The sequence below is a fragment of the Janibacter indicus genome, from assembly GCF_900176385.1.
In the GTDB taxonomy this organism is placed as follows: Bacteria; Actinomycetota; Actinomycetes; order Actinomycetales; family Dermatophilaceae; genus Janibacter; species Janibacter indicus.
On sequence record NZ_FWXN01000006.1, the window covers coordinates 228216 to 251857 of the forward strand.

22 protein-coding genes are annotated in these 23642 nt (G+C 72.2%); 15 read left to right on the forward strand and 7 right to left on the reverse strand.

The window, feature by feature from the left end; all coding sequences use genetic code 11:
- Positions 1 to 2 precede the first annotated feature (2 nt).
- The 10 genes from B9B60_RS09120 (at position 3) to B9B60_RS09165 (ending at position 11467) form a co-directional block, all read left to right on the forward strand.
- The gene (locus tag B9B60_RS09120) at positions 3 to 986 is read left to right on the forward strand and encodes a TIM barrel protein (RefSeq protein WP_084451071.1); all 984 of its coding nucleotides are present in this window, start codon (positions 3 to 5) and stop codon (positions 984 to 986) included.
- Positions 986 to 1948 carry a 5-dehydro-2-deoxygluconokinase gene (gene iolC / locus B9B60_RS09125; protein WP_084451073.1) on the forward strand — a complete coding sequence of 321 codons (963 nt, stop codon included), beginning with the start codon at positions 986 to 988 and terminating at the stop codon, positions 1946 to 1948. Before B9B60_RS09120 ends, iolC begins: the two co-directional genes overlap by 1 nt.
- The gene (locus B9B60_RS09130) at positions 1945 to 2865 is read left to right on the forward strand and encodes a Cgl0159 family (beta/alpha)8-fold protein (protein WP_084451074.1); all 921 of its coding nucleotides are present in this window, start codon (positions 1945 to 1947) and stop codon (positions 2863 to 2865) included. Before iolC ends, B9B60_RS09130 begins: the two co-directional genes overlap by 4 nt.
- Positions 2862 to 3836 carry a 5-deoxy-glucuronate isomerase gene (iolB, locus tag B9B60_RS09135; protein ID WP_084451076.1) on the forward strand — a complete coding sequence of 325 codons (975 nt, stop codon included), beginning with the start codon at positions 2862 to 2864 and terminating at the stop codon, positions 3834 to 3836. Before B9B60_RS09130 ends, iolB begins: the two co-directional genes overlap by 4 nt.
- Positions 3833 to 5797 (forward strand): 3D-(3,5/4)-trihydroxycyclohexane-1,2-dione acylhydrolase (decyclizing), encoded by a 1965-nt coding sequence (gene iolD, locus B9B60_RS09140; RefSeq protein WP_084451077.1) that lies wholly within the window; start codon positions 3833 to 3835, stop codon positions 5795 to 5797. Before iolB ends, iolD begins: the two co-directional genes overlap by 4 nt.
- Positions 5798 to 5876: 79 nt before the next feature.
- Positions 5877 to 6851, forward strand: coding sequence for a substrate-binding domain-containing protein (locus B9B60_RS09145; RefSeq protein WP_084451079.1), 975 nt, complete (start codon positions 5877 to 5879; stop codon positions 6849 to 6851).
- Positions 6852 to 6858: 7 nt separating this feature from the next.
- Positions 6859 to 7899: an ABC transporter permease gene (locus B9B60_RS09150; protein WP_084451080.1), complete on the forward strand. Its 1041-nt coding sequence runs from the start codon at positions 6859 to 6861 to the stop codon at positions 7897 to 7899.
- On the forward strand, positions 7896 to 8780 hold the full coding sequence (locus B9B60_RS09155) for an ATP-binding cassette domain-containing protein (RefSeq protein WP_084451082.1): 885 nt from the start codon (positions 7896 to 7898) through the stop codon (positions 8778 to 8780). The genes B9B60_RS09150 and B9B60_RS09155 overlap by 4 nt, the downstream gene beginning before the upstream one ends.
- A 58-nt stretch (positions 8781 to 8838) precedes the next feature.
- Positions 8839 to 9864: a Gfo/Idh/MocA family protein gene (locus B9B60_RS09160; RefSeq protein ID WP_084451083.1), complete on the forward strand. Its 1026-nt coding sequence runs from the start codon at positions 8839 to 8841 to the stop codon at positions 9862 to 9864.
- A gap of 94 nt (positions 9865 to 9958) precedes the next feature.
- Entirely contained in the window at positions 9959 to 11467 is a 1509-nt protein-coding gene (locus B9B60_RS09165) for a CoA-acylating methylmalonate-semialdehyde dehydrogenase (RefSeq protein WP_084451085.1), read from the forward strand.
- Positions 11468 to 11794: 327 nt separating this feature from the next.
- Here the strand turns inward: B9B60_RS09165 and B9B60_RS09170 are convergent, their stop codons facing one another.
- Positions 11795 to 12604 (reverse strand): alpha/beta hydrolase, encoded by an 810-nt coding sequence (locus B9B60_RS09170; protein ID WP_084451086.1) that lies wholly within the window; start codon positions 12602 to 12604, stop codon positions 11795 to 11797.
- Between the two features lie 139 nt (positions 12605 to 12743).
- Between B9B60_RS09170 and B9B60_RS09175 the strand changes: the two genes are divergently transcribed.
- Both B9B60_RS09175 and B9B60_RS09180 read left to right on the forward strand, forming a co-directional pair.
- Positions 12744 to 14858 carry a HelD family protein gene (locus B9B60_RS09175; protein WP_234993817.1) on the forward strand — a complete coding sequence of 705 codons (2115 nt, stop codon included), beginning with the start codon at positions 12744 to 12746 and terminating at the stop codon, positions 14856 to 14858.
- 31 nt (positions 14859 to 14889) lie between these two features.
- Positions 14890 to 16113, forward strand: a complete 1224-nt coding sequence (locus B9B60_RS09180) for an NAD(P)/FAD-dependent oxidoreductase (protein WP_084451090.1) — start codon at positions 14890 to 14892, stop codon at positions 16111 to 16113.
- A gap of 21 nt (positions 16114 to 16134) precedes the next feature.
- On the opposite strand, the gene B9B60_RS09185 is transcribed toward B9B60_RS09180, so the two are convergent.
- The 3 genes from B9B60_RS09185 to B9B60_RS09195 are packed head-to-tail and all read right to left on the reverse strand — an operon-like array spanning position 16135 to position 19108.
- Positions 16135 to 17160, reverse strand: a complete 1026-nt coding sequence (locus B9B60_RS09185; RefSeq protein WP_084451092.1) for a Gfo/Idh/MocA family protein — start codon at positions 17158 to 17160, stop codon at positions 16135 to 16137.
- Between the two features lies 1 nt (position 17161).
- A complete protein-coding gene (locus B9B60_RS09190) occupies positions 17162 to 17932 on the reverse strand; it encodes an SDR family oxidoreductase (protein WP_084451094.1) in 771 nt (256 codons plus the stop codon).
- Positions 17933 to 17941: 9 nt separating this feature from the next.
- The gene (locus tag B9B60_RS09195; protein ID WP_084451096.1) at positions 17942 to 19108 is read right to left on the reverse strand and encodes a phytanoyl-CoA dioxygenase family protein; all 1167 of its coding nucleotides are present in this window, start codon (positions 19106 to 19108) and stop codon (positions 17942 to 17944) included.
- A 137-nt stretch (positions 19109 to 19245) separates the two neighbouring features.
- Between B9B60_RS09195 and B9B60_RS09200 the strand changes: the two genes are divergently transcribed.
- Both B9B60_RS09200 and B9B60_RS09205 read left to right on the forward strand, forming a co-directional pair.
- Positions 19246 to 19509: a type II toxin-antitoxin system VapB family antitoxin gene (locus B9B60_RS09200; RefSeq protein WP_084451097.1), complete on the forward strand. Its 264-nt coding sequence runs from the start codon at positions 19246 to 19248 to the stop codon at positions 19507 to 19509.
- Positions 19506 to 19898 (forward strand): type II toxin-antitoxin system VapC family toxin, encoded by a 393-nt coding sequence (locus B9B60_RS09205; protein ID WP_084451100.1) that lies wholly within the window; start codon positions 19506 to 19508, stop codon positions 19896 to 19898. The genes B9B60_RS09200 and B9B60_RS09205 overlap by 4 nt, the downstream gene beginning before the upstream one ends.
- A gap of 9 nt (positions 19899 to 19907) precedes the next feature.
- Here B9B60_RS09205 and B9B60_RS09210 read toward each other — a convergent pair whose 3' ends face one another.
- On the reverse strand, positions 19908 to 21428 hold the full coding sequence (locus B9B60_RS09210; protein WP_084451168.1) for a multicopper oxidase family protein: 1521 nt from the start codon (positions 21426 to 21428) through the stop codon (positions 19908 to 19910).
- A complete protein-coding gene (locus tag B9B60_RS09215; RefSeq protein ID WP_084451101.1) occupies positions 21425 to 21856 on the reverse strand; it encodes a hypothetical protein in 432 nt (143 codons plus the stop codon). The genes B9B60_RS09210 and B9B60_RS09215 overlap by 4 nt, the downstream gene beginning before the upstream one ends.
- A gap of 172 nt (positions 21857 to 22028) precedes the next feature.
- On the opposite strand from B9B60_RS09215, the gene B9B60_RS09220 reads away from it, so the two are divergent.
- On the forward strand, positions 22029 to 22811 hold the full coding sequence (locus tag B9B60_RS09220) for a MerR family transcriptional regulator (protein ID WP_234993818.1): 783 nt from the start codon (positions 22029 to 22031) through the stop codon (positions 22809 to 22811).
- Positions 22812 to 22897: 86 nt separating this feature from the next.
- On the opposite strand, the gene B9B60_RS09225 is transcribed toward B9B60_RS09220, so the two are convergent.
- Entirely contained in the window at positions 22898 to 23512 is a 615-nt protein-coding gene (locus B9B60_RS09225; protein ID WP_084451105.1) for a DUF5701 family protein, read from the reverse strand.
- Between the last annotated feature and the right edge of the window lie 130 nt (positions 23513 to 23642).

Genomic DNA, 23642 nt, shown 5'->3' on the forward strand with positions numbered 1-23642 from the left:
CCATGATCGCCGCCACCACGCGCCCCCCGCTCACCGAGCGCATCGCCGCCGCCCCGATCTCCTGGGGCGTGTGCGAGGTCCCCGGCTGGGGCTGGCAGCACGAGCCGCCGACCGTGCTGACCCAGATGCGTGACCTCGGCATCGCGGCGACCGAGTTCGGGCCCGACGGGTTCCTCCCCGACGACCCGCAGGCCAAGGCTGACACGCTGGCCGACTACGGACTGGCGGCGGTCGGGCAGTTCGTGCCGGTGGTCCTGCACGACCCGGCGATCGACCCCCTTCGCACCGTCGAGACCGCGATGGCCGGCCTCGTCGCGGCCCGGGCGACCACGGTCGTCATCGCCGCCGCGACCGGCGCGGAGGGCTACGACGCCCGCCCCGAGCTCGACGAGCAGGGCTGGACCACGCTCTTGGCCAACCTCGACCGGATCGCCGATGCCGCTGCGGCGCAAGGCCTCACGGCCACGCTGCACCCGCACGTGGGGACGATGGTCGAGTCCGGCGAGGAGACCGACCGGGTGCTCGCCGGCTCCCGCATCGGGCTCTGCCTCGACACCGGTCACCTGCTCATCGGCGGGGGTGACCCAGTGCGAGTCGCCCGGGAGCACCCGCAACGGATCGCCCACATGCACCTCAAGGACGTCGACCTCGCCTGGGCCCGCAAGGTGCAGGACGGCTCGGCCAGCTACACCGATGCCGTCGCGGCCGGCATGTACGTCGCCCTCGGTCGCGGTGACGTCGACATCGCCGCCATCGTCGCCTCCCTCGAGACCGCCGGCTACGGCGGCTGGTACGTCCTCGAGCAGGACACCGTCCTGGCCGGTGACCCCGCCGACCCCGTCACGCCGCAGGGGGCCGCGGACCCGGTCGCCGACGTGCGCGAGTCGGTGGGGTACCTGAGTGAGGTCGCGCGGGTGGTCGAGGGGTCTCGAGGCTCGTCGCAGAGCTCCTCGCACCTCGACCAGCGAGAGGGGGGGCTGGCCTGATGCACGACCTCATCACCATGGGCCGGACGGGGGTGGACATCTACCCCCTCGACCACGGGGTCCCGCTGGAGGAGGTGCGCACCTTCGAGAAGTTCCTCGGCGGGTCGGCGACCAATGTCGCCGTCGCCGCCGCGCGCCACGGCCGGTCGGCCGCCCTCATCACCAAGACGGGGGCCGACGCCTTCGGCCGCTACGTGCGCGCCGAGGCCGAGCGCCTCGGTGTCGCCGGTGACTTCATCACCCCGATCACTGGGGACGGGCCACCGACCCCGGTGACCTTCTGCGAGGTGCACCCGCCCGACGACTTCCCGCTGTACTTCTACCGCTACCCGACCGCGCCCGACCTCATGCTCACCGAGGAGGACCTGCCGCTCGAGGCGATCCGCGGCGCGCGGGTCTTCTGGACCACGGTCACCGGGCTGAGCGCCGAGCCCTCGCGGGCGACCCACCACGTGGCCTACGCCGCGCGTGGCCGGGCCGAGCACACCGTCCTCGACCTCGACTACCGGCCGATGTTCTGGGCCGATCCGAGCGAGGCGACCCACGAGGTCGGCCGCGCCCTGGAGCACGCGACCATCGCCGTCGGCAACCGCGAGGAGTGCTTGGTCGCCGTCGGCGAGACCGACCCCCAGCGCGCTGCCGACGCCCTGCTCGAGCGCGGACTCGAGCTGGCGATCGTCAAGCAGGGCCCCCGCGGGGTGCTCGCCGCGACCGCCGACGAGCGGGTGGAGTTTCCCCCCTTCGCCGTCGAGGTGGTCAACGGACTGGGTGCCGGTGACGCCTTCGGCGGGGCCCTCGTCCACGGGCTGCTCGAGGGCTGGGACCTGCGGCGGATCCTCGAGTTCGCCAACGTCGCGGGAGCGATCGTCGCCTCCCGGCTCGAGTGCAGCACCGCGATGCCCACGGTCGCCGAGGTCGAGGCCGGCCTGGCGACGTGGGCCACGAAGGGAGCCCGGGCATGAGCACGCAGCCGGTCACCGGGGCGACGCGCCCCGTCGCGGTCGACATCGCCGACATCACCGGCACCCGGGCCACCGACCCCGGCGCGATCGCCCGCGGCTGGGCCGCCCGCACCCGACGCCCGCTCCTCGCCGACGACGGCCGGATGCTCCTCGTCGCCGCCGACCACCCGGCCCGCGGCGCCCTGGGCGTGCGGGGTCAGGCGATGGCCATGGCCTCGCGCTCGGACCTGCTGCGCCGCCTGGCCACCGCGCTGTCGCGGCCGGGCGTCGACGGGGTGCTGGGCACCCCCGACGTCCTCGACGACCTGCTGCTCATGGGGGCGCTCGAGGGCAAGGTCGCCATCGGGTCGATGAACCGCGGTGGCCTGCAGGGCTCCTCCTTCGAGTTCGACGACCGCTTCACCGGCCACACGGCCGCCGAGATCGTCGCCCGCGGCATCGACGGCGGCAAGATGCTCACCCGCATCGACCTCGACGACCCGGCGAGCGTCGCCACCCTCGAGGCGAGTGCCCGGGCGGTCACCGAGCTCGCCGCGCACTCGACCATGGCGATGGTCGAGCCCTTCTGGTCGACCCGTCGCGACGGCAAGGTCGTCAACCTCCTCGACCCCGACTCGACGATCCGCTCGATCACCGTCGCCTCCGGGCTCGGCGCCACGAGCGCGTACACCTGGCTCAAGCTGCCCGTCGTCGACGAGCTGGAGCGGGTCATGGACGCCACGACCCTGCCCTCGCTGCTCCTCGGCGGCGACCCCCAGGGCGACCCCCGCGACACCTACGCCTCATGGGGCCGCTCGCTGACCCTCCCGCAGGTGCGCGGGCTCGTCGTCGGGCGCGCCCTGCTCTACCCGCCCGACGGCGACGTCGCGACCGCCGTCGACATCGCCGCCGACCTCGTCCACGGAGGCGCCGCATGAGCCACGCCCCTCGCACCGGAGCCGACAACGACCGGTGGTACCTCCCCTTCGCGCCGAAGGGAGGTGCCTGGGCCGTCGAGGTCACCGACGAGATCGACGGCTGGCAGCACACCAGCCTGCGGGTGGCCGTGCTCGCGCCGGGTGCGTCCGTCGGCCACCGGCTCGACGGTCAGGAGGCGCTCGTCGTGCCGCTCGTCGGCGGGGTGAGCGTGACCGTTGACGGCGCCGAGCACGTGCTGGCCGGTCGCCCGAGCGTCTTCGCTGGCCCCACCGACGTGCTCTACGCCCCTGCGGGGACAGCCCTGGAGCTGACCAACACCGGCGCCGCAGAGGCGCGCGTCGCGGTCTGCGGCGCCCGGGTCGACGACCCGAGCGGTGGGGGCCGCGAGGTCGCCGTGCTCGGCGCCGACGGGGTGCCCGTCGAGCAGCGCGGAGCGGGGGCGTGCCGCCGCGAGGTGCGCGGTCTCGGCATGCTCGACACGCTGCCGGGCGCCGAGCAGATCCTCGTCTGCGAGGTCGTGACGCCTGCCGCCGGCTGGTCCTCCTACCCGCCGCACAAGCACGACACCGACCGGCCCGGTCAGGAGAGCGAGCTGGAGGAGATCTACTACTTCGAGACCCAGTCCGTCGGTGACGCCGACGCTGGGCGGGCGCCGCTCACCCGGGGCACCGACCGCGAGGACGGCCGCCAGCCCGTCGGCTACCAGCAGGTCTACGGAGCGGAGGGGCGACCCATCGACGTGCTCGTCGAGGTGGCCACCGGTGACACCGTGCTCGTCCCGCACGGCTGGCACGGCCCTGCGATGGCCGCGCCCGACGCCGACCTCTACTACCTCAACGTCATGGCCGGCCCCGGCCCCGAGCGGGCCTGGCTGATCTGCGACGACCCGGCGCACGGCGCGATCCGGGAGACCTGGGCCCTTCGAGACAGTCGCTGCGCGACTTCCTCAGGAACCGAGGAGGCGCGATGACGACCGTGCGGTTGACCGTGGCGCAGGCGGTGGTGCGCTTCCTCGGCGCGCAGTGGAGCGAGCGCGACGGGGAGCGCCAGCGCCTCTTCGCCGGGGTGCTCGGCATCTTCGGCCACGGCAACGTGGCCGGCGTCGGCCAGGCCCTGCTCCAGGAGGAGCTCGCCGCCGGCGAGGGCGGGCCCGCGCTGCCCTACGTGCTCGCCCGCAACGAGCAGGCGATGGTCCACACCTCCGTCGCCTACGCCAAGCAGCGCGACCGGCTCCAGACCTGGGCGTGCACCGCCTCGGTCGGCCCCGGCAGCACCAACATGCTCACCGGAGCCGCGCTCGCGACGATCAACCGGCTGCCGGTGCTCCTCCTGCCGAGCTCGACCTTCGCCACCCGGGCCGCGGGGCCGCTGCTGCAGGAGCTCGAGCAGCCGCACGGCGGCGACCTCACCGTCAACGACGCCTTCCGCCCGCTCTCGCGCTTCTACGACGAGGTGCGCCGGCCCGAGCAGCTGCCGGCGATCCTCCTCGCCGCGATGCGGGTGCTCACCGACCCAGCCGAGACCGGCGCGGTGACGGTCTCGCTGCCGCAGGACGTGCAGGCCGAGGCCTTCGACTGGCCGGTCGAGCTCTTCGCCGAGCGCACCCACCACATCGCCCGGCCGCCGGCCGAGGCCTCGCGGATCGCGGCCGCCGCCGAGATCATCCGCTCGGCGCAGCGCCCGATGATCGTCGCCGGCGGTGGGGTGCACTACTCCGGCGCAGAGGACGCCCTCGCCGCGCTGTGCGAGGCGACCGGGATTCCCGTCGGCGAGACGCAGGCGGGCAAGGGGTCGCTCCTCCACGGCCACCCGCAGCTCCTCGGAGCGGTCGGGTCGACCGGCACGACGGCCGCCAATGCCGTTGCGGCGCAGGCCGATGTCGTCATCGGCATCGGCACCCGCTACCAGGACTTCACGACGGCGAGCCGGACCGCCTTCGCCGCCGACGGGGTGCGCTTCGTCAACCTCAACATCACCCCCTTCGACGCGGTGAAGCACTCCGGCCTGACCGTCGTCGGTGACGCCCGCGAGGCGATCACGGCCCTGACCGCCGCCCTCGACGGCTGGTCCGTCGCCGACGACCACCGGCAGGAGCAGGCCCGGCTGTGGGCGGAGTGGGACGCGCAGGTCGAGGCGGCGCACCACCCGTCGCCCGAGGTCACCGATGCGCTCGCCGACGGGCTGCTCACCCAGGGCGAGGTGCTGGGACTGGTCAACGAGCTCTCCGACGCGCGCGACGTCGTGCTCTGCGCGGCCGGGTCGATGCCCGGCGACCTGCACAAGACGTGGCGGGTGCGCGACCGGCGCGGCTACCACGTCGAGTACGGCTACTCCTGCATGGGCTACGAGGTGCCCGCCTCCATCGGCATCCGGTGGGCCGACCCGACCCGTGAGGTCTGGGCGATGGTCGGCGACGGCGGCTACCTGATGATGCCGACCGAGCTCGTCACGGCCGTGCAGGAGCGGACCAAGGTCATCGTCGTGCTCGTGCAGAACCACGGCTTCCACTCCATCGGGTCGCTGTCGGCCTCGCTCGGCAGCCAGCGCTACGGCACCGCCTACCGGGCCCGGGGCGACGGGGGCCGCCTCGACGGCGACCGGCTGCCCGTCGACCTCGCCGCCAATGCCCGCTCGCTCGGCGCGCACGTCATCGAGGTGCACGACCGGGCGGGCCTCGAGGCCGCCATCCGCGAGGCCAAGGCGGCCCCGGCCGACGGCGGACCCGTCGTCATCCACGTCGAGACCGACCCCATGGTCTTCGGGCCCGACTCGCGCTCGTGGTGGGACGTGCCCGTCGGCGAGGTGAGCGAGCTCGAGAGCACCCGCGCCGCGCGGGCCGAGTACGAGCAGGCGAAGTCCCGGCAACGAACGCATCTCGCCCCGGCGGATCTCCCGCCGTCCGGCACACCGGACAGCGACACTCACAACTGAATCGAAGCCGGCGCCACCCGGGCGCCGCTCCCCGACGTCCCCCGCAACGGAGCGGGAGAGATGAAGAAAGGCTGGACCCATGTCCCGTATCACCCGCGTCAGCGTCGTCGCGACATCGGCCGTGGCCGCTCTCGCCCTGGCTGCCTGCTCCTCCTCCTCCGGGGGCAAGCAGACGGACGAGGGAGGCGGCGGTGGCGGTGGCGGCGTCGACACCCCTGAGATGACGGTCGCCTTCATCACCCACGCCGAGCCCGGAGACACCTTCTGGGACCAGGTCCGTGCGGGGGCCGAGGACGCCGCGAAGAAGAACAACGTCAAGCTCGAGTACACCGCCAACCCCGAGGGGGCCGGGCAGTCCAACCTCGTCCAGCAGGCCACGGACAAGAAGGTCGACGGCATCGCCGTCACCCTCGCCAAGCCCGAGGCGATGAAGGGCAATGTCGAGAAGGCCGTCGCCGCCGACATCCCCGTCGTCGCGCTCAACGCGGGCATGGACGACTGGAAGGAGATGGGCGCGCTGTCCTTCTTCGGCCAGGACGACGAGCTCGCCGGCGAGGCCGCCGGTGAGCGGCTCACGGAGGAAAAGGCGGGCACGACCCTCTGCGTCATCCAGGAGCAGGGCCACGTCGGCCTCGAGTCCCGGTGCAAGGGCGTCGCCGCGACCTTCGACAAGTCGGAGAAGATCTACGTCAAGGGCACCGACACCGCCAACGTCCAGTCGACGATCACCGCCAAGCTGCAGCAGGACAAGGACATCACCCACGTCCTGACGCTCGGGGCCCCCTTCGCCCTCATCGCCCAGAAGTCCGTCGACGAGGCCGGCAGCAAGGCCAAGGTCGCGACCTTCGACCTCAACGACGAGGCGCTGCAGCAGATCAAGGACGGCAACATCGAGTGGGCCGTCGACCAGCAGCCCTACGTCCAGGGCTACCAGGCCGTCGACTCGCTGTGGCTGCGCGTCAACAAGGGCGCGTCCGTCGGCGGTGGCGAGCCGAGCTTCACCGGCCCCGCCTTCGTCGATGACAAGAACGTCGATCTGCTGCTCGAGGACTGATCCACCGATGACCGCACCTTCGATCGCCCCCGAGGCCGATGACCGGGTCGTGGCGAAGGGGAGGATGGGCCTCCTCTTCGCCCGACCGGAGGTCGGGGCCCTCATCGGGGCCCTGGCCGTCATGGCCCTCTTCCTCGCCGTCGCCCCGTCCTTCCGCAGCCTGGGCAACACCGGCACGATCCTCTACGAGGCCTCGGCCATCGGGATCATGGCCGTCGGCGTCTCGCTGCTCATGGTCGGTGGCGAGTTCGACCTGTCGACCGGTGTCGCCGCCACCGCGTCGGGCATCTGCGCGGCCCTCACGGCGTGGAACTTCGGGCTCAACGTCTGGATGGGGGTGATCGCGGCCCTCGTCTTCTCGCTCGCCGTCGGTGCCTTCAACGGCTGGCTGCTCATGCGCACCGGGCTGCCGAGCTTCCTCGTGACGCTCGGGACCTTCTTCGTCCTCCAGGGCGCCAACCTCGCGGTCACCCGACTCGTCGGTGGGACCGTCTCGACGCCGACGATCTCGGACATGGACGGCTTCGAGTCGGCCCAGCGGGTCTTCGCGTGGAGCGTGTCGATCGGGCCGGTCAACATCAAGGCCCTCGTCGTCTACTGGCTCGTCATGGTCGTCATCGGCGCCCTCGTCCTGCAGCGCACGCGCATCGGCAACTGGATCTTCGCCGTCGGTGGTGACGCCGACGCCGCCCGCGCCGTCGGTGTCCCCGTCAAGGCGGTGAAGATCGGGCTCTTCATGACCGTCGGCTTCTGCGCGTGGATGCTCGGCATGCACCTGCTCTTCAACTACCAGGTGATGCAGTCCGGCGAGGGTGTCGGCAACGAGTTCATCTACATCATCGCCGCGGTGGTCGGTGGCTGCCTGCTCACCGGTGGCTACGGCTCGGTCGTCGGTGCGGCCCTCGGCGCGCTGATCTTCGGCATGACCCGCCTGGGCATCAACTACGCGGGGTGGAACGTCGACTGGTTCTACACCTTCCTCGGCGCGATGCTCCTGCTCGCCACCCTGGTCAACCTCTACGTCAAGAAGAAGGCGGATGCGCGATGAGCACGCAGACCGGGCCGCGGCGCGCGGCCGACGTCCAGCCCCTCGTCGTCATGCAGGACGTCGGCAAGTCCTACGGCAACGTCAACGCACTGCAGGGCGTCAACCTCGAGGTCTACCCGGGTGAGGTGACCTGCGTTCTCGGCGACAACGGCGCGGGCAAGTCGACGCTCATCAAGATCATGGCCGGCCTGCACGAGCACACCGCGGGCACCTTCGAGATCAACGGGGTGAGCCGAAACCTCGCCTCGCCGCGCGCGGCGCAGGCCCTGGGCATCGCGACGGTCTACCAGGACCTCGCCCTGGCGCCGCTCATGTCGGTGTGGCGCAACTTCTTCATGGGCAACGAGATCCGCAAGGGTCCCTTCCTCGACTCGCGGGCGATGCGACGCATCGCCGACGAGGAGCTGCAGAAGATGGGGATCCACATCGGGGACCTCGACCGGCCCGTCGGTGGCCTCTCGGGTGGGCAGAAGCAGTGCATCGCCATCGCCCGCGCGATCTACTTCGGCGCCAAGGTCATCATCCTCGACGAGCCGACCGCGGCCCTGGGCGTCAAGCAGTCGGGGGTGGTCCTCAAGTACATCGCCAAGGCTCGCGATGCCGGCCTCGGGGTCGTCTTCATCACCCACAACCCGCACCACGCCTACCTCGTCGGCAACCACTTCATCATCCTCAAGCTCGGTCGGCTCACCCTCGACGCGCACCGCGACGAGCTGACGCTCGACCAGCTGACCGCGGAGATGGCCGGTGGCCAGGAGCTCGACGCGCTCAAGCACGAGCTCGGCGACGTCGACCCCGGCAAGACCGTCGACCCGGACAACCCGGAGGTCCAGCTCGCCGGACCGGGCAAGCCCCAGGTGCAGGAGGAGGAGCCGCAGTGACCTCTCTTCGCCCACCGGTCCCTGAGGTGCGACGAAGCAGCCTCGAAGGGAGCCTGCGGTGACCTCTCTTCGCGTCGGGGTCGTCGGCGTCGGCCTCATGGGGGCCGACCACGCCCGCCGCCTGGCCACCCGCATCGCCGGCGCGAGCCTGGTGGCGCTCGCCGACCCCGACGTCGAGCGGGCGCAGGCGCTCGCCGACGAGCTCGGCGGGGCCGGCGGCCCGGTGCGGGTGCACGCCGACCCGCTCGACCTCGTCGCCGACGAGGGTGTCGACGCGGTGCTGCTCGCCTCGCCCGGGTCAGTCCACGAGGAGCAGCTCCTCGCGTGCATCGAGCGCGGGGTCCACGTCCTGTGCGAGAAGCCGCTCACCATGGACGGCGACTCGTCGCGGCGGGTCGTCGAGGCCGAGCGCGCCGGTGGACGTGACCTGGTGCAGGTGGGCTTCATGCGGCGCTTCGACCCGGAGTACGTGCGGCTGCACGAGATGCTCGCGGACGGGCGCTTCGGTCGCCCGCTCGTGCTGCACCAGACGCACCGCAACCTGTCCGTGCCCAACCCCGACTTCCGCTCCGAGATGATCGTGCGCGACTCCCTCGTGCACGAGGTCGACTGCGCGCGCTGGCTGCTCGGCGAGGAGATCGCCTCGGTCCAGGTCATCGGCCCGACGCCGACGCGGCACGCCCTCGACGGGGTGGTCGACCCGCAGATCTCGATCTTCCGGATGGCGTCGGGCGCGGTGGTGACCAACGAGGTCTTCGTCAACAGCCGCACCGGCTACGAGGTCCGCGTCGAGGCCGTCGGTGAGGACGGCAGCGCGATCATCGGCCGCCCGTGGGGCGAGGTCTACACGACGACCGCGGGCCACGACGGCGCGGCCGGCACGTGGGGTGGGCCGATCGTGCCCGACTACCGCGTGCGCTTCGAGCGGGCGTACGACCTCGAGGTCCAGGCCTGGATCGACGCGAGCCTGCGTGGCGAGGTCGTGGGTGCCACGAGCCGGGACGGGTGGATCTCGACGCTCGTCTGCTCCGCCGGCATGGAGTCCCTGGCGAGCGGACGACCGGTCGACGTCGCCCTGCCCTGAGGCTCCCCTTCGCCCGACGAAGGGGGGTGACGCCCCCTTCGGTAGTTGTTAGTATGTAAGGACAAAGTCCGCCGTTGCCCAAAGGAGGGCACAGATGAGCGCCACCACGACCGCGCCCGGTCGCATCACCCACCTCGTCGGTCACCAGTCGTGGCAGGGGGAGCCCGGCCGCACCAGCGAGGTCTACAACCCCGCGACCGGTGAGGTCACCGGCACCCTCGACCTGGCCAGCGCCGACACGGTCGACGAGGTCGTGGCCAAGGCCAAGGCGGCGGCACAGGAGTGGGGCCACGTCTCGCTCGCCCGTCGCGTCCGGGCGCTCTTCGCCTTCCGGCAGCTGCTCGAGGAGCGCAAGGACGAGATCGCCAAGGCGATCACCGCGGAGCACGGCAAGACCTATGAGGACGCCAAGGCGGAGATCTCGCGCGGCCAGGAGGTCGTCGAGTTCGCCTGCGGCATCCCGCAGCTGCTCAAGGGCGGCTTCTCCGAAAACGTCTCGACGAGCATTGACGCCTACTCGATCCTGCAGCCGCTCGGGGTCGTCGCGATCATCTCGCCCTTCAACTTCCCGGCCATGGTGCCGCTCTGGTTCGTCCCCGTGGCTGTCGCGACGGGCAACACCGTCGTCATCAAGCCGAGCGAGAAGGACCCGACCGCGGTCAACCTCATCGCCGACCTGTGGCGCGAGGCCGGGGTCCCCGACGGCGTGGTCAATGTCGTCCACGGCGACAAGGAGGCGGTCGACGCGCTGCTCGACCACACCGACGTCAAGGCGGTCTCCTTCGTCGGGTCGACGCCGATCGCCCGCTACGTCTACGAGCGCGGGGTCGCCGCCGGCAAGCGCGTCCAGGCGCTCGGCGGCGCGAAGAACCACATGCTCGTGCTGCCCGACGCCGACCTCGACCTGGCCGCCGACGCCGCGGTCAACGCCGGCTACGGTGCGGCGGGAGAGCGGTGCATGGCCATCTCGGTCGTGCTCGCGACCGACGCGATCGCCGACGAGCTCGTCGCCAAGATCGCCGAGCGCACCCGCACCCTGCGCACCGGTGACGGCATGGGCGAGTCCGACATGGGCCCGCTCGTCACCCGCGCGCACCTGGACAAGGTCACCGGCTACGTCGAGGAGGGGGTCGCCGCCGGCGCGGAGCTCGTCATCGACGGGCGCGAGGGTGCGGGGGACCTGGGTGGGGGCTTCTTCCTGAAGCCGACGCTCTTCGACCGGGTGACGCCGGAGATGTCGATCTACACCGACGAGATCTTCGGCCCGGTGCTCTCGGTCGTGCGGGTGGGCTCCTACGACGATGGCCTGCAGCTGATCAACGACAACCCCTACGGCAACGGCACGACGATCTTCACCAACGACGGTGGTGCCGCCCGGCGCTTCCAGCACGAGGTCGAGGTCGGCATGGTCGGCATCAACGTGCCGATCCCCACGCCGATGGCCTACTACTCCTTCGGCGGGTGGAAGAACTCCCTCTTCGGCGACACCCACGCCCACGGCATCGAGGGCGTGCACTTCTTCACCCGGACCAAGGCGGTCACCCAGCGCTGGCTCGACCCGAGCCACGGGGGCCTCAACCTCGGGTTCCCGCAGAACGACTGACGACCCTCCGCGGGTGGAGGTATGAGCGACCGCCTATCCGGTCGCGGATACCTCCACCCGGACGAAGGGGGTGCCTGGCCGGCGGCGTTGGCGCCACCTGGCGTCGTTGGTGTCACCTGGTAGCCCCTCTCCGGGGGACCAGGTGACATCAACGCCGTTCAGGCCGCCAGCCGCTCGAGCAGGCCGGCGGTTCCCCCTTCGAGCGGAGGGCCGGGAAGAGCTGAGACGGCCGGGATGTCGGACAATGACCGCGCAATTGCTCGGCCATCTCCGGATATCCCGGCCATCCGCGGGTATCCCGGCCGCCCGCCTCGCCGGGAACCCCGATCAGCCGATGTGCTCGTGCACGAAGGCGAGGACGTCGTCGAGGACCTCTTCGCGGTTGGTCTCGTTGAAGATCTCGTGGCGGGCGCCGGGGTAGCGCTTCGAGAGGGCGCCGTCAGGGGCGATGTGCGCCCAGCCCTCGTCGGAGCGGTCGATCGGCACGAGCTGGTCGTCGGCGCCGTGCAGCCAGATCGTCGGGACCGTGAGGCGCCCACCGCGGGTGATCGCCTCGAGGCAGGCGCGCAGCGCGAGCAGGGTCGGGCGCTTGAAGTCGCCGTGCCAGACGAGCTCGTCGGCCTCGTAAGCGCGGCCGACGTCGGGTTCGCGGCTGAGGGTGGTGATGTCGATCGGCGTCGGCGGGATCTCGTCGAGGTCGGCCAGGGCGGTCGGCTCCCAGGAGCCGAGCACCGGGCCGGAGAGCACCGTTGCCGTGAGCGTCTCGGGGTGGCGCTGGGTGTAGCGGGCGGCGATCATGCCGCCCATCGAGTGCCCGATGAGCACGAGCGGCAGGTCGGGCTGCTCCTCGTGCGCGCGCTGCACGAGCAGGTGCAGGTCGTCGACGACACCCTCGAAGTCGTCGACGAGCACTCGCTCGCCCTCGCTGCGTCCGTGGCCGATGTGGTCGTGCGCGTAGACGACTGCGCCGTCGGCGGTGAGCCGCTCGGCCACCCACTGGTAGCGCCCGACGTGCTCGCCGTAGCCGTGGGCGATGACAGCCACCCACGTCGGATCGGCAGGGGGGCTCCACTGCGAGCCGATGAGCAGGCCGGCGTGGCCCTGGGTCTCGATGTCCTCGGGCGGGATGGAGCTCACGGGGTCCTCCTGGGTGACGTCGGTGTCCGGCTCCAGTCTGTCAGCGGACCCGCTCGAAGGGGGACGACGTCCTGTCCGCGGGAACACATCCCTGTCCCGGGTGCGTTGGACAGGGCCGCACTCGACGACGGGGGACCGCGTGACCGCAGGCAGGACCGACCAGATGACCGGGCAGGACGCGATCGGTGAGGAGCAGGAGGCACTCGACGCGGCACACGTGCGCCGCCTCGAGATCCAGGCAGAGCTCGAGCAGCGGTTGAGGGGCAGCGCCGAGGAGGGCTCGGTGGTCGCGGCGGCGATGCGCTCGACGCAGACCCGGCTGCACGAGCTGACGCAGGCCGAGCAGGGACTGGTCTTCGGGCGGCTCGACAGCCGCGACGGCGACGTGCTGCGGGTCGGCCGGGTCGGTGTGCCGTCGGCCGACGACGACGCGGACCCCCTCGTCGTCGACTGGCGGGCCGAGGCATCCCGCCCCTTCTACACCGCGACCGCCGTTGCGCCGCAGGGGCAGTCGCGGCGCAGGCACATCCGCAGCGAAGGCAGCACGGTCGTTGGCGTCGACGACGAGCTCCTCGACGGGTCGACCGACGGTGACCTCGTCGGTGAGGGCGCGCTGCTCGCAGCGCTCGACGAGCGCCGCACCGGCCGGATGGGCACGGCGGTCGCCACGCTCCAGCGCGAGCAGGACGACATCGTGCGGGCCGACGCGCGAGGCGCTCTCGTCGTCCAGGGTGGTCCGGGCACGGGCAAGACCGTCGTCGCGCTGCACCGCGTCGCCTACCTGCTCTTCGCGCACCCTCAGCTCGCCCGCTCGGGTGTCCTCGTCCTCGGGCCGTCCCAGCGGTTCCTCGACTACATCGGCCAGGTGCTTCCCGCCCTCGGCGAGACCGCGGTCGTCGCCGCGACCTGCGAGAGTCTCGTCCCCGGTGTCCGACCGGAGCGAAGGGAGAGTCGCACCCTCGCGGAGATCAAGGGCCGGGCGCTGTGGCAGCGCGCGCTCGCCGACCACGTGGCCGGGCTGGTGCCGCCCCCTTCGGACCTGACGCTCCACTGGGACGGCGAGGACCACGTCGTGCCGGCCGAGGGGATCGAGCGGCTGCAGCGCGGCGCGCTGTCGGGACGCTCCTACCACCACGCCCGGCGGGTGCTCACCGCTCAGCTCGTCGACGTGCTCACCGAGCTCGTCGCCGACCGCGCGGTCGAGCTGTTGGCCTCGGCGGAGGAGGGCTTCGAGGAGATCCTTGACCGCGTGGACAAGAGCCTGGCCCGCCAGGACGACCGCGGCGCGCGGACCCAGGGCTCGAGCGGCTCGGTCGACGGCGAGCTCAGCGAGGACGAGGTCGAGGGGCTGCGGCAGCGGATCGAGGCCGATCCCGGCATCGCCGCCCGGCTGGCGCTCCGCTGGCCGGACCGGGACCCGGCCGACGAGCTGCGCGGGCTGCTCGCGGACCGTGCCGCCCTCGCCGGGGCACCGGGCCTGACCGATGCCGAGCGCGACCTCGTGGCCGCCGAGCCGGCCCCCTTCGCCCCCAGCGACATCGCGCTCCTCGACGCGCTCGCCGACCTCCTCGGTGAGGCGGAGCAGCGCGAGCGGCAGGGCGAGTTCACCGCCGATCGTGCTGCGGCACAGCGGGACTGGGTCTACGGGCATGTCGTCGTCGACGAGGCGCAGGAGCTCTCCGCGATGGAGTGGCAGATGGTCGCGCGCCGCTGCCCTGCCTACTCGATCACCGCCGTGGGCGACATCGACCAGACCGAGGCGCCGCACGCCCACACGACCTGGGAGGGCGCCGTCGGCGAGGTGCTCACCGACCGGTGGCGTCGCGCCGACCTGACGATCTGCTACCGCACCCCGCGCGAGGTCATGGAGCTCACCGGGCCGGTCCTCGAAGCCGCCGGCAGCACCAACGAGCCGCCGCGGGCGGTGCGCAGCAGCGGGGTCGAGCCGTGGCTGCGCAGCGTGCCTGCGGACGACCTCGCCGCCACCGTCGCGACCGAGCACGCCGCGCTCCTCGAGCGCTGGGCAGGCGGCTCGGTCGGCGTCGTCGCGCCGGTCGAGCAGGTCGCCGACCTCGCCGCAGCGCTCGGCCCCGACGCGATCGTCATGTCCGCCACCCAGGCCAAGGGGCTGGAGTGGGACGCCGCCCTCGTCGTCGACCCCGACGGCATCGTCGCCGAGCCGCGCGGGTGGAATGGCCTCTACGTCGCCCTCACCCGCTGCACCCAGGAGCTCGGCCGGGTGAAGATCGCGTGACCGCCGCCGGGCCCTGTGCGAAGGTCGGGACATGAGCGAGAGCACGCGCGGGCCGGAGCAGGTCGTCGTCGTCGGGGCCGGCGAGTGCGGCACCCGGGCGGCGATGGCGCTGCGCGAGCGCGGCTTCACCGGCGAGATCACCCTGCTCGGCCGCGAGGAGGTCATCGCCTACGAGCGCCCGCCGCTGTCCAAGGCAGCCCTCGCCGCCGACGACCCCGAGCTCGTCCACCCGTGGACCGAGGAGGCGCTCGCGGAGGCGGGGATCTCCCTTCGTCTCGGGGTGGAGGTCACCGCCATCGACCGCGAGGGGCGGACCGTCGAGACGACCGACGGCCCCGTGCCCTACGACCGGCTCGTGCTCGCGACCGGCGCCGGGCCCCGCCGGCTGGGCCTGGACCACGTGCACTACCTGCGCACCCACGCCGATGCCGCGACGCTGCGCGACCTCGTGCGCCGAGGGGGTCGGCTCCTCGTCGTCGGGGCCGGCTTCATCGGGCTCGAGATCGCTGCGGGTGCCCGGGAGCGGGGCATGGAGGTCGTCGTCGTCGAGGCCGCCGACCGGGCCCTGGCCCGGATGGTGCCGCCGGTCGTCGCCGACAGGGTCGTCGCCCTCCACGCCGAGCACGGGGTGACGGTGCGCACGGGTACGACCGTGACCTCGGTGGAGCGGCACGCCGAGGGTCTGCGCGCAGCCCTGTCCACCGGCGAGGGCCTCGAGGTGGACGCCGTCGTCGCCGGGGTCGGTGCCGCACCGCACACCGAGATCGCCTCTGCCGCAGGGCTGCTCGTCGAGGACGGCATCGTCGTCGACGAGCAGCTGCGGACGAGCGACCCGCGGATCTGGGCGGCCGGCGACTGCGCGGCCTTCCCCGACGCCCGCAGCGGTCACCGTGTGCGCGTCGAGTCCTGGCGCAGCGCCCACGACCAGGCGGTCACCGTCGCCGCCTCGATGACCGGCGGGCAGGAGCCGCACGTCGCCGTCCCGTGGTTCTGGTCCGACCAGTACGACGAGATGCTCCAGACGGCCGGCCTGCCGACGACCGCTGTCACCGAGGTCGTGCGCGAGCGCGCTGACGGCTCGCTGATCCACTTCGGGCTCGATGCCGGTGGGCGGCTCGTCGCGGCCACCTCGCTCGGCCGCGGCCCGGTCGTCGCCAAGGACATCCGCGTCGCCGAGCAGCTCATCGCGACGCGAGCGACCCCCGACCCCGCGGCACTCGCGGACCCGGGGGTCGCCCTTCGCTCCCTGCGGTGACTCAGGGCTCGCTGCGGTGACTCAGGCGCCGGCGGCGGCGCGCGCCTCGTCGATCGTCACGGGCCGGTGCTCGGCCAGCGACAGCGTCGCGGCCTCGGCGGCCCAAGCGGTGCCCATGGCGTCGGTGACGGTGCAGGGGTTGTCGACCTCTCCGGCGGCGACGCGGGTGAAGACGCCGAGCTCGATGCGGAAGGCCTCGGCAAGCCGGTCCATGAAGAACCCGTGGGCCGGGCCCGCGGGCCAGGTCGCGCCCGGCGTCGTCGAGCGAAGGGGGAGCCCCTCGTCGAGTCCCGCGGCGACGGCATCGGCCACGCCGTGGACCTCCAACCTCACGTCGTAGCCGCGGCCATTGGTGCGGGTGTTGGACACGACGCCGATGGTGCTGTCGGAGAGGGTGAGCAGCGCCGAGACGGTGGAGTGGTCGCCGTGGGCGGCGTACATCTGCGCCGGGGCATCGGGGTCGACCGCGCCGGTGGCGTAGACCTCGACGACCTCCTGGCCGGTCACCCAGCGCACCGCGTCGAGGTCGTGCACGGAGCAGTCGCGGAAGATGCCACCGCTCACCGCGAGGTAGGCGGCCGGTGGCGGGGCCGGGTCGAGAGTCGTCGAGCGGACCGTCGTCACCCGCCCGAGCTCGCCGGAGCGCACCGCGTCACGCGCGGCGACGAAGGCCGGGTCGAAGCGGCGCGGGTAGCCGATCTGGACCGGCACGTCGCTGCCTGCGACGGCGGCCTCGACGGCGAGCGACTCGGCGATCGTGCCGGCGACCGGCTTCTCGCAGAAGGTCGGGACCCCCTTCGCCACGGCCGCGCGGATGAGGTCGGCGTGGGCATTGGTGGCCGCCGCGATGACGACGCCGTCGACGCCCGACGCGAGCAGGGCGTCGGGGTCGACGACCGCGGTGGCCTTGCCGATCCGGCCGGTGACGGCCTCGACGGCCGCGGCGACCGGGTCGGTGACGACGAGCTCGTCGACGTGGTCGAGCCCCGCGAGGGTGTCGGCGTGGAAGGCGCCGATGCGCCCGAGTCCGATGAGTCCGATGCGCATCTCAGTCCTGTCCTCCGATGACCTGCTGGTCCCAGTCGATGACGGAGCCGGTGACGACTCCGCTGCGGTCCGAGAGCAGGAAGACGACCGCGTCCGCGATCTCGTCGACCTGCCCGAGCTTGCCCATGGGCAGGCGGGCGTTGGCCTGCTCCACCCAGTCGTCGCCGGCGTCGTGGAACCGGCGCTGCGTCGCGTCCTCGCCCGCGGTCTGCGTCCACCCGATGTTGAGCGCGTTGACCCGGATGCGGTCGAAGCGGTGGGCGTGGGCGACGTTCTTCGTCAGGCCGAGCAGGCCGGCCTTTGCGGCGACATAGGGCGCGAGATAGGGCTGGCCGCCCTGGGCGCTGATGCTCGCGATGTTGACGATCGTGCCCGGCGCCGAGCGTGCGGTCATGTCGGCGATCGCGGCCTGCATGGTGAAGAAGGGGCCGCGCAGGTTGGTCGCGATGTGCGCGTCGAAGAGCTCGGGCGTGGTGTCGAGGACCGAGCCGCGGTCGGTGAGTCCGGCGCAGTTGACGAGGCAGTCGACGCGGCCGTGCCGCTCGATGGTCGCGGCGACGACTCCCTTCGCCTGCTCGGGGTCGGAGACGTCGCCGGTCACGGCGCTCGCGCGCTCGCCCAGCTCGGCCGCCAGGGCCTCGCCCGGCTCCGGTCGGCGCCCGGAGACGACGACGGTCGCGCCCTCGCGGACGGCGGCGCGGGCGATGCCGGCGCCGACGCCGGACGTGCCTCCCGCGACGAGGACGATCTTGTCGGTGAGCAGCTGCTGCATCGGGCTCCTTCAGGAGGTGCGGCGGGCGGCGGCATGCCCGGCGAGTCGGGTGGTGAGGTCGGCGGGCGAGGCGCCGTCGGCCAGAGCCTGCCGCACGATGTCGGCCTGCGAAGGGGGCGACATGCCGTCGACCGGCTGGTCCAGGTCGAGGTTGGTCGGGAAGGCGTAGCCCTCCGCGCTCGCGCTCACCGCGTGGTCGACGTCGTGCCCAGCAGCCTTGCGGGACAGGAGCGTCGGGTAGATCGCGGTGACCACGCGCTCGCGGTCCACAGCCTCCATGGCGCGGCCGAAGGCCGAGCTGATCTGCAGCAGGTTGGCCACGCGGCGCACGTCGCTCGTCGTGTTGGACCCGGCGGCGTGGAAGAGCGCGGGGTTGAAGAAGACGGCATCCCCCTTCGCCAGCGGCAGCTGCACGTGGTGCCGGGTGAAGTACTCCTGGAACTCGTCGAGCCAGTAGGCGAGGTAACCGTGCGGGTACTTCTGCGAGTGCGGCAGGTAGAGGGTCGGCCCGGTCTCGATCGGCATGTCGCAGTGGGCGATCGCGCCCTGGAGGGTGAGCACGGAGGAGAGGGCGTGCACGTGCGCGGGGTAGCGCTCGGTGACCTCCGGCGAGGCGAAGCCGAGGTGGTAGTCGCGGTGCACGGTCTGCCCGACACCACCGGGGTTGACGACGTTGACCTGACTGGTCACCTGGTATCCGGGGCCGAGCCAGGCGCGGGCGGCGAGGGCGATGAGGTCGTCGCTGTAGTAGTCGACGAAGTCCTCGGGGTGGTCGACCGCGAGCTTCTCGAGGGCATTCCAGATGCGGTCGTTGACGCCGCCGGCGGCGAAGTGGTCGCCGACCTCGCCCCCCTTCGCCCGCTCGGTGGTGATGATCTCCTCGAAGGCCGCGGACACGCGGTCGACGACGGGGTGGGCCAGCGCGCCGGTCATGACGAAGATGCCGGGTCCGTCGGCGAGGACGTGCGCCAGCTCGGACTCGACTGCGGCACAACCCTCCTCGGTGCCGATGGCCGCCCGCAGGGTGGCCGCGTCGTAGACCGGCACCTGCTGCTCGATGCGATCGGTGAAGGCCAGCTGCGGGTCGGGCTGGGTCTCGAGGAGCTCACGCAGGTCCTCGACCCGGCAGTCGGCCTGCCGCAGCCGTCCGGCGAAGGGGGTGGACGTCGGTGTCATGCGCTCCAGCCTTCACTGTCCGGCCGGGCCGCGTAAGGGTCAAAAGACCTCAAAAACCCCTCAGAAGGCCCCGGGTGAGTGCGGTCGCACGACACCGCGGGTAGATTGGTGGACCTGAGGGTAGAAGGGAGTCGACGATGGGTCTGAACATCAAGAACCAGCGTGTCCATGACCTCGCGAGGGAGGTCGCGCAGCGCACGGGCACCACGCAGACGAGCGCGATCGAGGAGGCTCTGCAGCGCAGGCTGGAGGCGCTGCGGGCGGCCGATGACGACGACGCCCGCCGCCGGCGGCTGCTGCGTCTCATGGACGAGATCGAGTCCGACACGACGGACGCGGACCGTGCCCGGACCGCGCAGATCCAGGAGGAGCTCTACGACGACCGTGGGCTGCCGGCGTGATCGTCGATACGTCGGTGCTCGTCTGCATCCACGACGGTGAGCCCGAGGCCCGCCGCTACCTGGAGGTGCTGCTCGACGAGCCCTCGCCACGCATCTCCGCCGGGTCGCTCCTCGAGGCCTCGATCGTCCTCGACGCGCGCCAGCCCCTGCGGACCTCTCGACGCCTCGACCGACTCGTGGCCGACCTGCGCCTCGACGTGGTGCCGGTGGACGAGCAGCAGGTCAGCGCTGCGCGAGCGGCCTACCGCGACTACGGCAAGGGGTCCGGGCACGCGGCCGGGCTCAACTTCGGCGACTGCTTCGCCTATGCCCTGGCCGCCACGACGGGAGAGCCCCTGCTCTTCAAGGGAGACGACTTCACCCACACGGACGTGCTGCCCGTGGTGTGACGCAGGGCCTCACACCACCGAAAAATCGGCCATCATCATCCGGTCCTCGTGCTCGAGGTTGTGACAGTGCAGGACGTAGCGCCCGCGATAGCCCTCGATCGGCACGAGCACCTCGGCGCGCGAGGTCGGGCCGACGTCGATCGTGTCCTTCCAGACCGGCGCGCCGTCCTGCTCGACCTGGAAGCCCACGAGGTGCGCGTGCACCGGGTGGTGCACGTCGGTCGTGAAGCGCCACCTCTCGAGGGTCCCGAGGCGGGGTCGGGCGATGTCGACCCCCGGCCGGTAGGGCTGGTCGTTGACCGTCCACATCGCGAGGTTGCCGCCGCCGCTGCCGTCGCGACCCCCGCCGCTGCTGCCACTGCCCGTGCTGCCACCGCTCGACCCGTGCGACCCGTGCCCCTGACCACGCGCGCCGAGCGAGAGCTTGAAGTCGCGCGTGACGACGACGTCGGCCGGGTCGAGCCGCTCGATGCTCGCCAGCCGTGAGGGCACGCGCGAGTCGTCCTTCGCCCGGCGCGCCACGTCGAAGCGCAGGACCTCACCCATCGCCCCGTCGTCGAGACGGTTGACGAGGGTCACCTGAGAGCCGACCTCGTGGTCCGAGAAGTCGACGACGACGTCCGCGCGCTCGGCCGGTGCGAGCGTGAGGGTGGAGCGTCGGTGCGGACGGGTCATCAGGCCGAGGTCGGTGGCGACCTGGACGAGGTCACCGCCGGGGTCGAGGGCCAGCTCGAGCCGACGGGCGTTGCAGGCGTTGAGGATCCGCAGTCGGTAGCGGGCGGCGTCGACGTCGGTCCGCGGCCAGGGCGCTCCGTTGACGAGCATGACGTCGCCGAGCAGGCCGCCGTGGTAGCGCGAGTCGATGACGCCGTCGGTCACCGGGTAGACCAGCTCCGCGTCGTCACCGAAGCTCCGGTCGGTGATCACGAGGGTCAGCTCGCGCTCCTCTCGCGGCAGTCCGACGTCCTCCTCGGCCGGGTCGCGCAGCACGAAGGCCCCGGCCATGCCGGCGTAGACATTCGGTCCCGTGAGGTCCATCGCGTGGTCGTGGTACCAGAGTGTCGCCGCGCGCTGGTCGAGCGGGTACTCGTAGACCCGCGAGGCGCTCGGCTGGACGAAGTCCGTCGGATAGCCGTCGTGCTCCGGCGGCACGACGCCGCCGTGCAGGTGGTTGACGATCGGGACGTCGAGCTCGTTGGCCACGGTCAGGTGCAGCGGGGCCCCCTTCGTCGCCTCGATGGTGGGTCCGGGGAAGAGGCCGTCGTAGCCGGCGATCTCCGTCGTGCGCCCGGGCAGGATCTCGACTCCCTTGCGCCGCACCGTCACTCGCGCCCGACCGTCACGATCAGGACGAAGGGGGGTCAGCCGCGGCAGGTCCGTGCTGAAGGGTCGCGGCAGGGGGACCGAGCTCGTGAGGAGGGTCCCGGTGGACCCGCCCGGCGAGGTCATCGCGATGCCGCAGGCGGTGAGGGCGACGCCAGAGACGATGCCGCCGGAGAGGCCGAAGAGCTGGCGACGGGACAGGCTCATCGTCGCACCCCCCTCGCGCCGCGGGTCCACGGCCAGATCGCCAGCCACAGGGCGAGCGCCACGAGGGCGACGCCGAGCGGGACGTGCAGGACGAGGAGGCGGGTCGAGCCGAGCGCCACCTGCATCGTCGTGAGGAACCCGAGGGCCACCGAGGCCGCGACCAGCCACCAGTGCCGACCGACGACTCCGAGGGCCAGGCCGCACACCCCCGTCATCCACGTGACGACGACGAGGATCCCGCCGGTGATGAGGTGCACGTCGAGCGCCGCCCACGTCCCCTGGAGGAAGGAGCCGATCGAGATCGGTTGCAGCACAAAGGCGATCGCCTGCGGCAGCATGACCAGTCGGGTCAGCCACAGCAGCGCGGTGTGCAGCCCGGACCGGGGTGCGGCCGGCGGCGCAGAGGGGGCGAGGGTGGGCGTCGTCATGGTCTTCGACGCTATGGATCGGCGCGACCGGCCACCATGGGCCGGGCACCCCAGGGCGAAGGGGGGCTGCCCCCACCTCGCCCAACGCTCCCTGAGGTGCGAGGCCGCTCGCGGCCGAGCCTCGAAGGGTGGGGCTTGACCCTCACGCGACGTGAGGCACCACGCTCATCCCATGACCAACGCGCACACTGGCCTCATGGAGGCGTTCACGGTGGGGCAGGTGGCCGAGACCTTCGGCGTGACGGTGCGGACGCTGCACCACTACGACGAGGTCGGGCTGCTGCACCCGAGCGAGCGCACTCCGGCGGGCTACCGGCTCTACACCGGTGAGGACCTGCAGCGGCTGAGCACGATCGTCGTCTACCGGCGGCTGGACTTCAGCCTCGAGGAGATCGGTGAGCTGCTCGACGCCGACGGTGCCGAGGTGATCGACCACCTGCGGCGGCAGCGCGAGGAGGTCAGGGCCAGGTTGGCGCAGATGTCCGACCTGGTCGACGCGATCGACCGACGACTGGAGGCAGAGATGGACAACCAGCCCGCGACGACCGAGGACCTCAAGGAGCTTTTCGGCGACGGCTACCAGGAGGAGTACCAGGACGAGGCGGAGCGCCGCTGGGGCGACACGGACATGTGGAAGCAGTCCCAGGAGCGCACGGCCCACTGGACCAAGGAGGACTGGTCCCGCGTCAAGGAGCAGGTCGAGGACTTCGAGTCGCGCCTGGGTGCCGCGGTCCGCGAGGGCGTGGCCGTCGACGGCGACCGCGCGGCGGGGCTGGCCGAGGAGCACCGCGCGAGCATCGGGCAGTACTACGACTGCACGCACGAGTTCCAGGTCTGCCTGGCGCAGATGTACCTGTCGGACCCGCGCTTCACCGAGCACTACGAGCAGATCGAGCCCGGCACGGCGCAGTGGCTGCACGACGCGATCGTTGCCAACGCCGCCAACGCTGGCTGACCGAGCGTGCACAAGAGGTCGTCCTGAGGCGCGGACGTGGCTGCGAGTGCCATGAGATGCACGAGGACGACCTGTTGTGCACGCCCTCAGTGGCGGGCGGCCGCCGAGGCGAAGCCCAGCCAGGTGTGCCGGTTGCCCGCCCAGCACCAGCCGACCTTGGGCGCGCCCTTGCGCTCACGCCCGTCGCGGCCGGTGCCGTTGCTGATCCAGATGGCGGGGGTGCGGGCGTCCAGGCCCTTGGCCTTCGGCTTGCGGGAGGCGATCGTCATGAAGCACCGGTTGCGCTCGAGCCGCTCCGGCTCCTGCAGCAGCCAGCTGATGCCCTCGCTCACCGTGAGCGGGTGGCGGCCGCGCTCGCGGATCGCCGGCAGCGCCTCGTCGGGTGACCAGCCCGCCATCTCGTCACCGCGCTCGATGTCGGTGATCCAGTAGAGCGGTGCATCGGGCACGACCTCATCGGGCAGCGGCACGAAGTCGGCCAGGTCGGTCATGTCCGTCACGACGAACCCGGGCTGGTCCCCCTTCGTCAGCAGCGGGGCGAGGTCTGACGCCGGCACGAGCGAAGGGGAGACCACGAGCACGCCGTCACCCTCCGGGGCGTCGGGGACGAGGTCGGCGAAGGCGGTGGCGTTGAGGCCGGCGAGGTCGTGGACCCCGAGGGCGATGAGGCGGGCGGTCTCGGCGGCGGCATCGGCAGTCATCGGGTGGGGGAACGACGAGGTGAGCGAAAACCTTCCGGCACCCTTCGAGACGCTTGCTGCGCAAGCTCCTCAGGGAGCGGGGTGGGGGAGGATGTCGAGGCGCGCCCCGCGGCTCCGACGTCCGTGGTGT

Excerpts from the sequence above, each read along its gene's own strand:
- B9B60_RS09120 (WP_084451071.1), top strand. The coding sequence starts at position 3 with ATGATCGCCGCCACCACGCGCCCCCCGCTCACCGAGCGCATCGCCGCC.
- iolC (WP_084451073.1), top strand. The coding sequence starts at position 986 with ATGCACGACCTCATCACCATGGGCCGGACGGGGGTGGACATCTACCCC.
- B9B60_RS09130 (WP_084451074.1), top strand. The coding sequence starts at position 1,945 with ATGAGCACGCAGCCGGTCACCGGGGCGACGCGCCCCGTCGCGGTCGAC.
- iolB (WP_084451076.1), top strand. The coding sequence starts at position 2,862 with ATGAGCCACGCCCCTCGCACCGGAGCCGACAACGACCGGTGGTACCTC.
- iolD (WP_084451077.1), top strand. The coding sequence starts at position 3,833 with ATGACGACCGTGCGGTTGACCGTGGCGCAGGCGGTGGTGCGCTTCCTC.
- B9B60_RS09145 (WP_084451079.1), top strand. The coding sequence starts at position 5,877 with ATGTCCCGTATCACCCGCGTCAGCGTCGTCGCGACATCGGCCGTGGCC.
- B9B60_RS09150 (WP_084451080.1), top strand. The coding sequence starts at position 6,859 with ATGACCGCACCTTCGATCGCCCCCGAGGCCGATGACCGGGTCGTGGCG.
- B9B60_RS09155 (WP_084451082.1), top strand. The coding sequence starts at position 7,896 with ATGAGCACGCAGACCGGGCCGCGGCGCGCGGCCGACGTCCAGCCCCTC.
- B9B60_RS09165 (WP_084451085.1), top strand. The coding sequence starts at position 9,959 with ATGAGCGCCACCACGACCGCGCCCGGTCGCATCACCCACCTCGTCGGT.
- B9B60_RS09180 (WP_084451090.1), top strand. The coding sequence starts at position 14,890 with ATGAGCGAGAGCACGCGCGGGCCGGAGCAGGTCGTCGTCGTCGGGGCC.
- B9B60_RS09185 (WP_084451092.1), bottom strand. The coding sequence starts at position 17,160 with ATGCGCATCGGACTCATCGGACTCGGGCGCATCGGCGCCTTCCACGCC.
- B9B60_RS09190 (WP_084451094.1), bottom strand. The coding sequence starts at position 17,932 with ATGCAGCAGCTGCTCACCGACAAGATCGTCCTCGTCGCGGGAGGCACG.
- B9B60_RS09195 (WP_084451096.1), bottom strand. The coding sequence starts at position 19,108 with ATGACACCGACGTCCACCCCCTTCGCCGGACGGCTGCGGCAGGCCGAC.
- B9B60_RS09200 (WP_084451097.1), top strand. The coding sequence starts at position 19,246 with ATGGGTCTGAACATCAAGAACCAGCGTGTCCATGACCTCGCGAGGGAG.
- B9B60_RS09210 (WP_084451168.1), bottom strand. The coding sequence starts at position 21,428 with ATGAGCCTGTCCCGTCGCCAGCTCTTCGGCCTCTCCGGCGGCATCGTC.
- B9B60_RS09215 (WP_084451101.1), bottom strand. The coding sequence starts at position 21,856 with ATGACGACGCCCACCCTCGCCCCCTCTGCGCCGCCGGCCGCACCCCGG.
- B9B60_RS09220 (WP_234993818.1), top strand. The coding sequence starts at position 22,029 with ATGACCAACGCGCACACTGGCCTCATGGAGGCGTTCACGGTGGGGCAG.
- B9B60_RS09225 (WP_084451105.1), bottom strand. The coding sequence starts at position 23,512 with ATGACTGCCGATGCCGCCGCCGAGACCGCCCGCCTCATCGCCCTCGGG.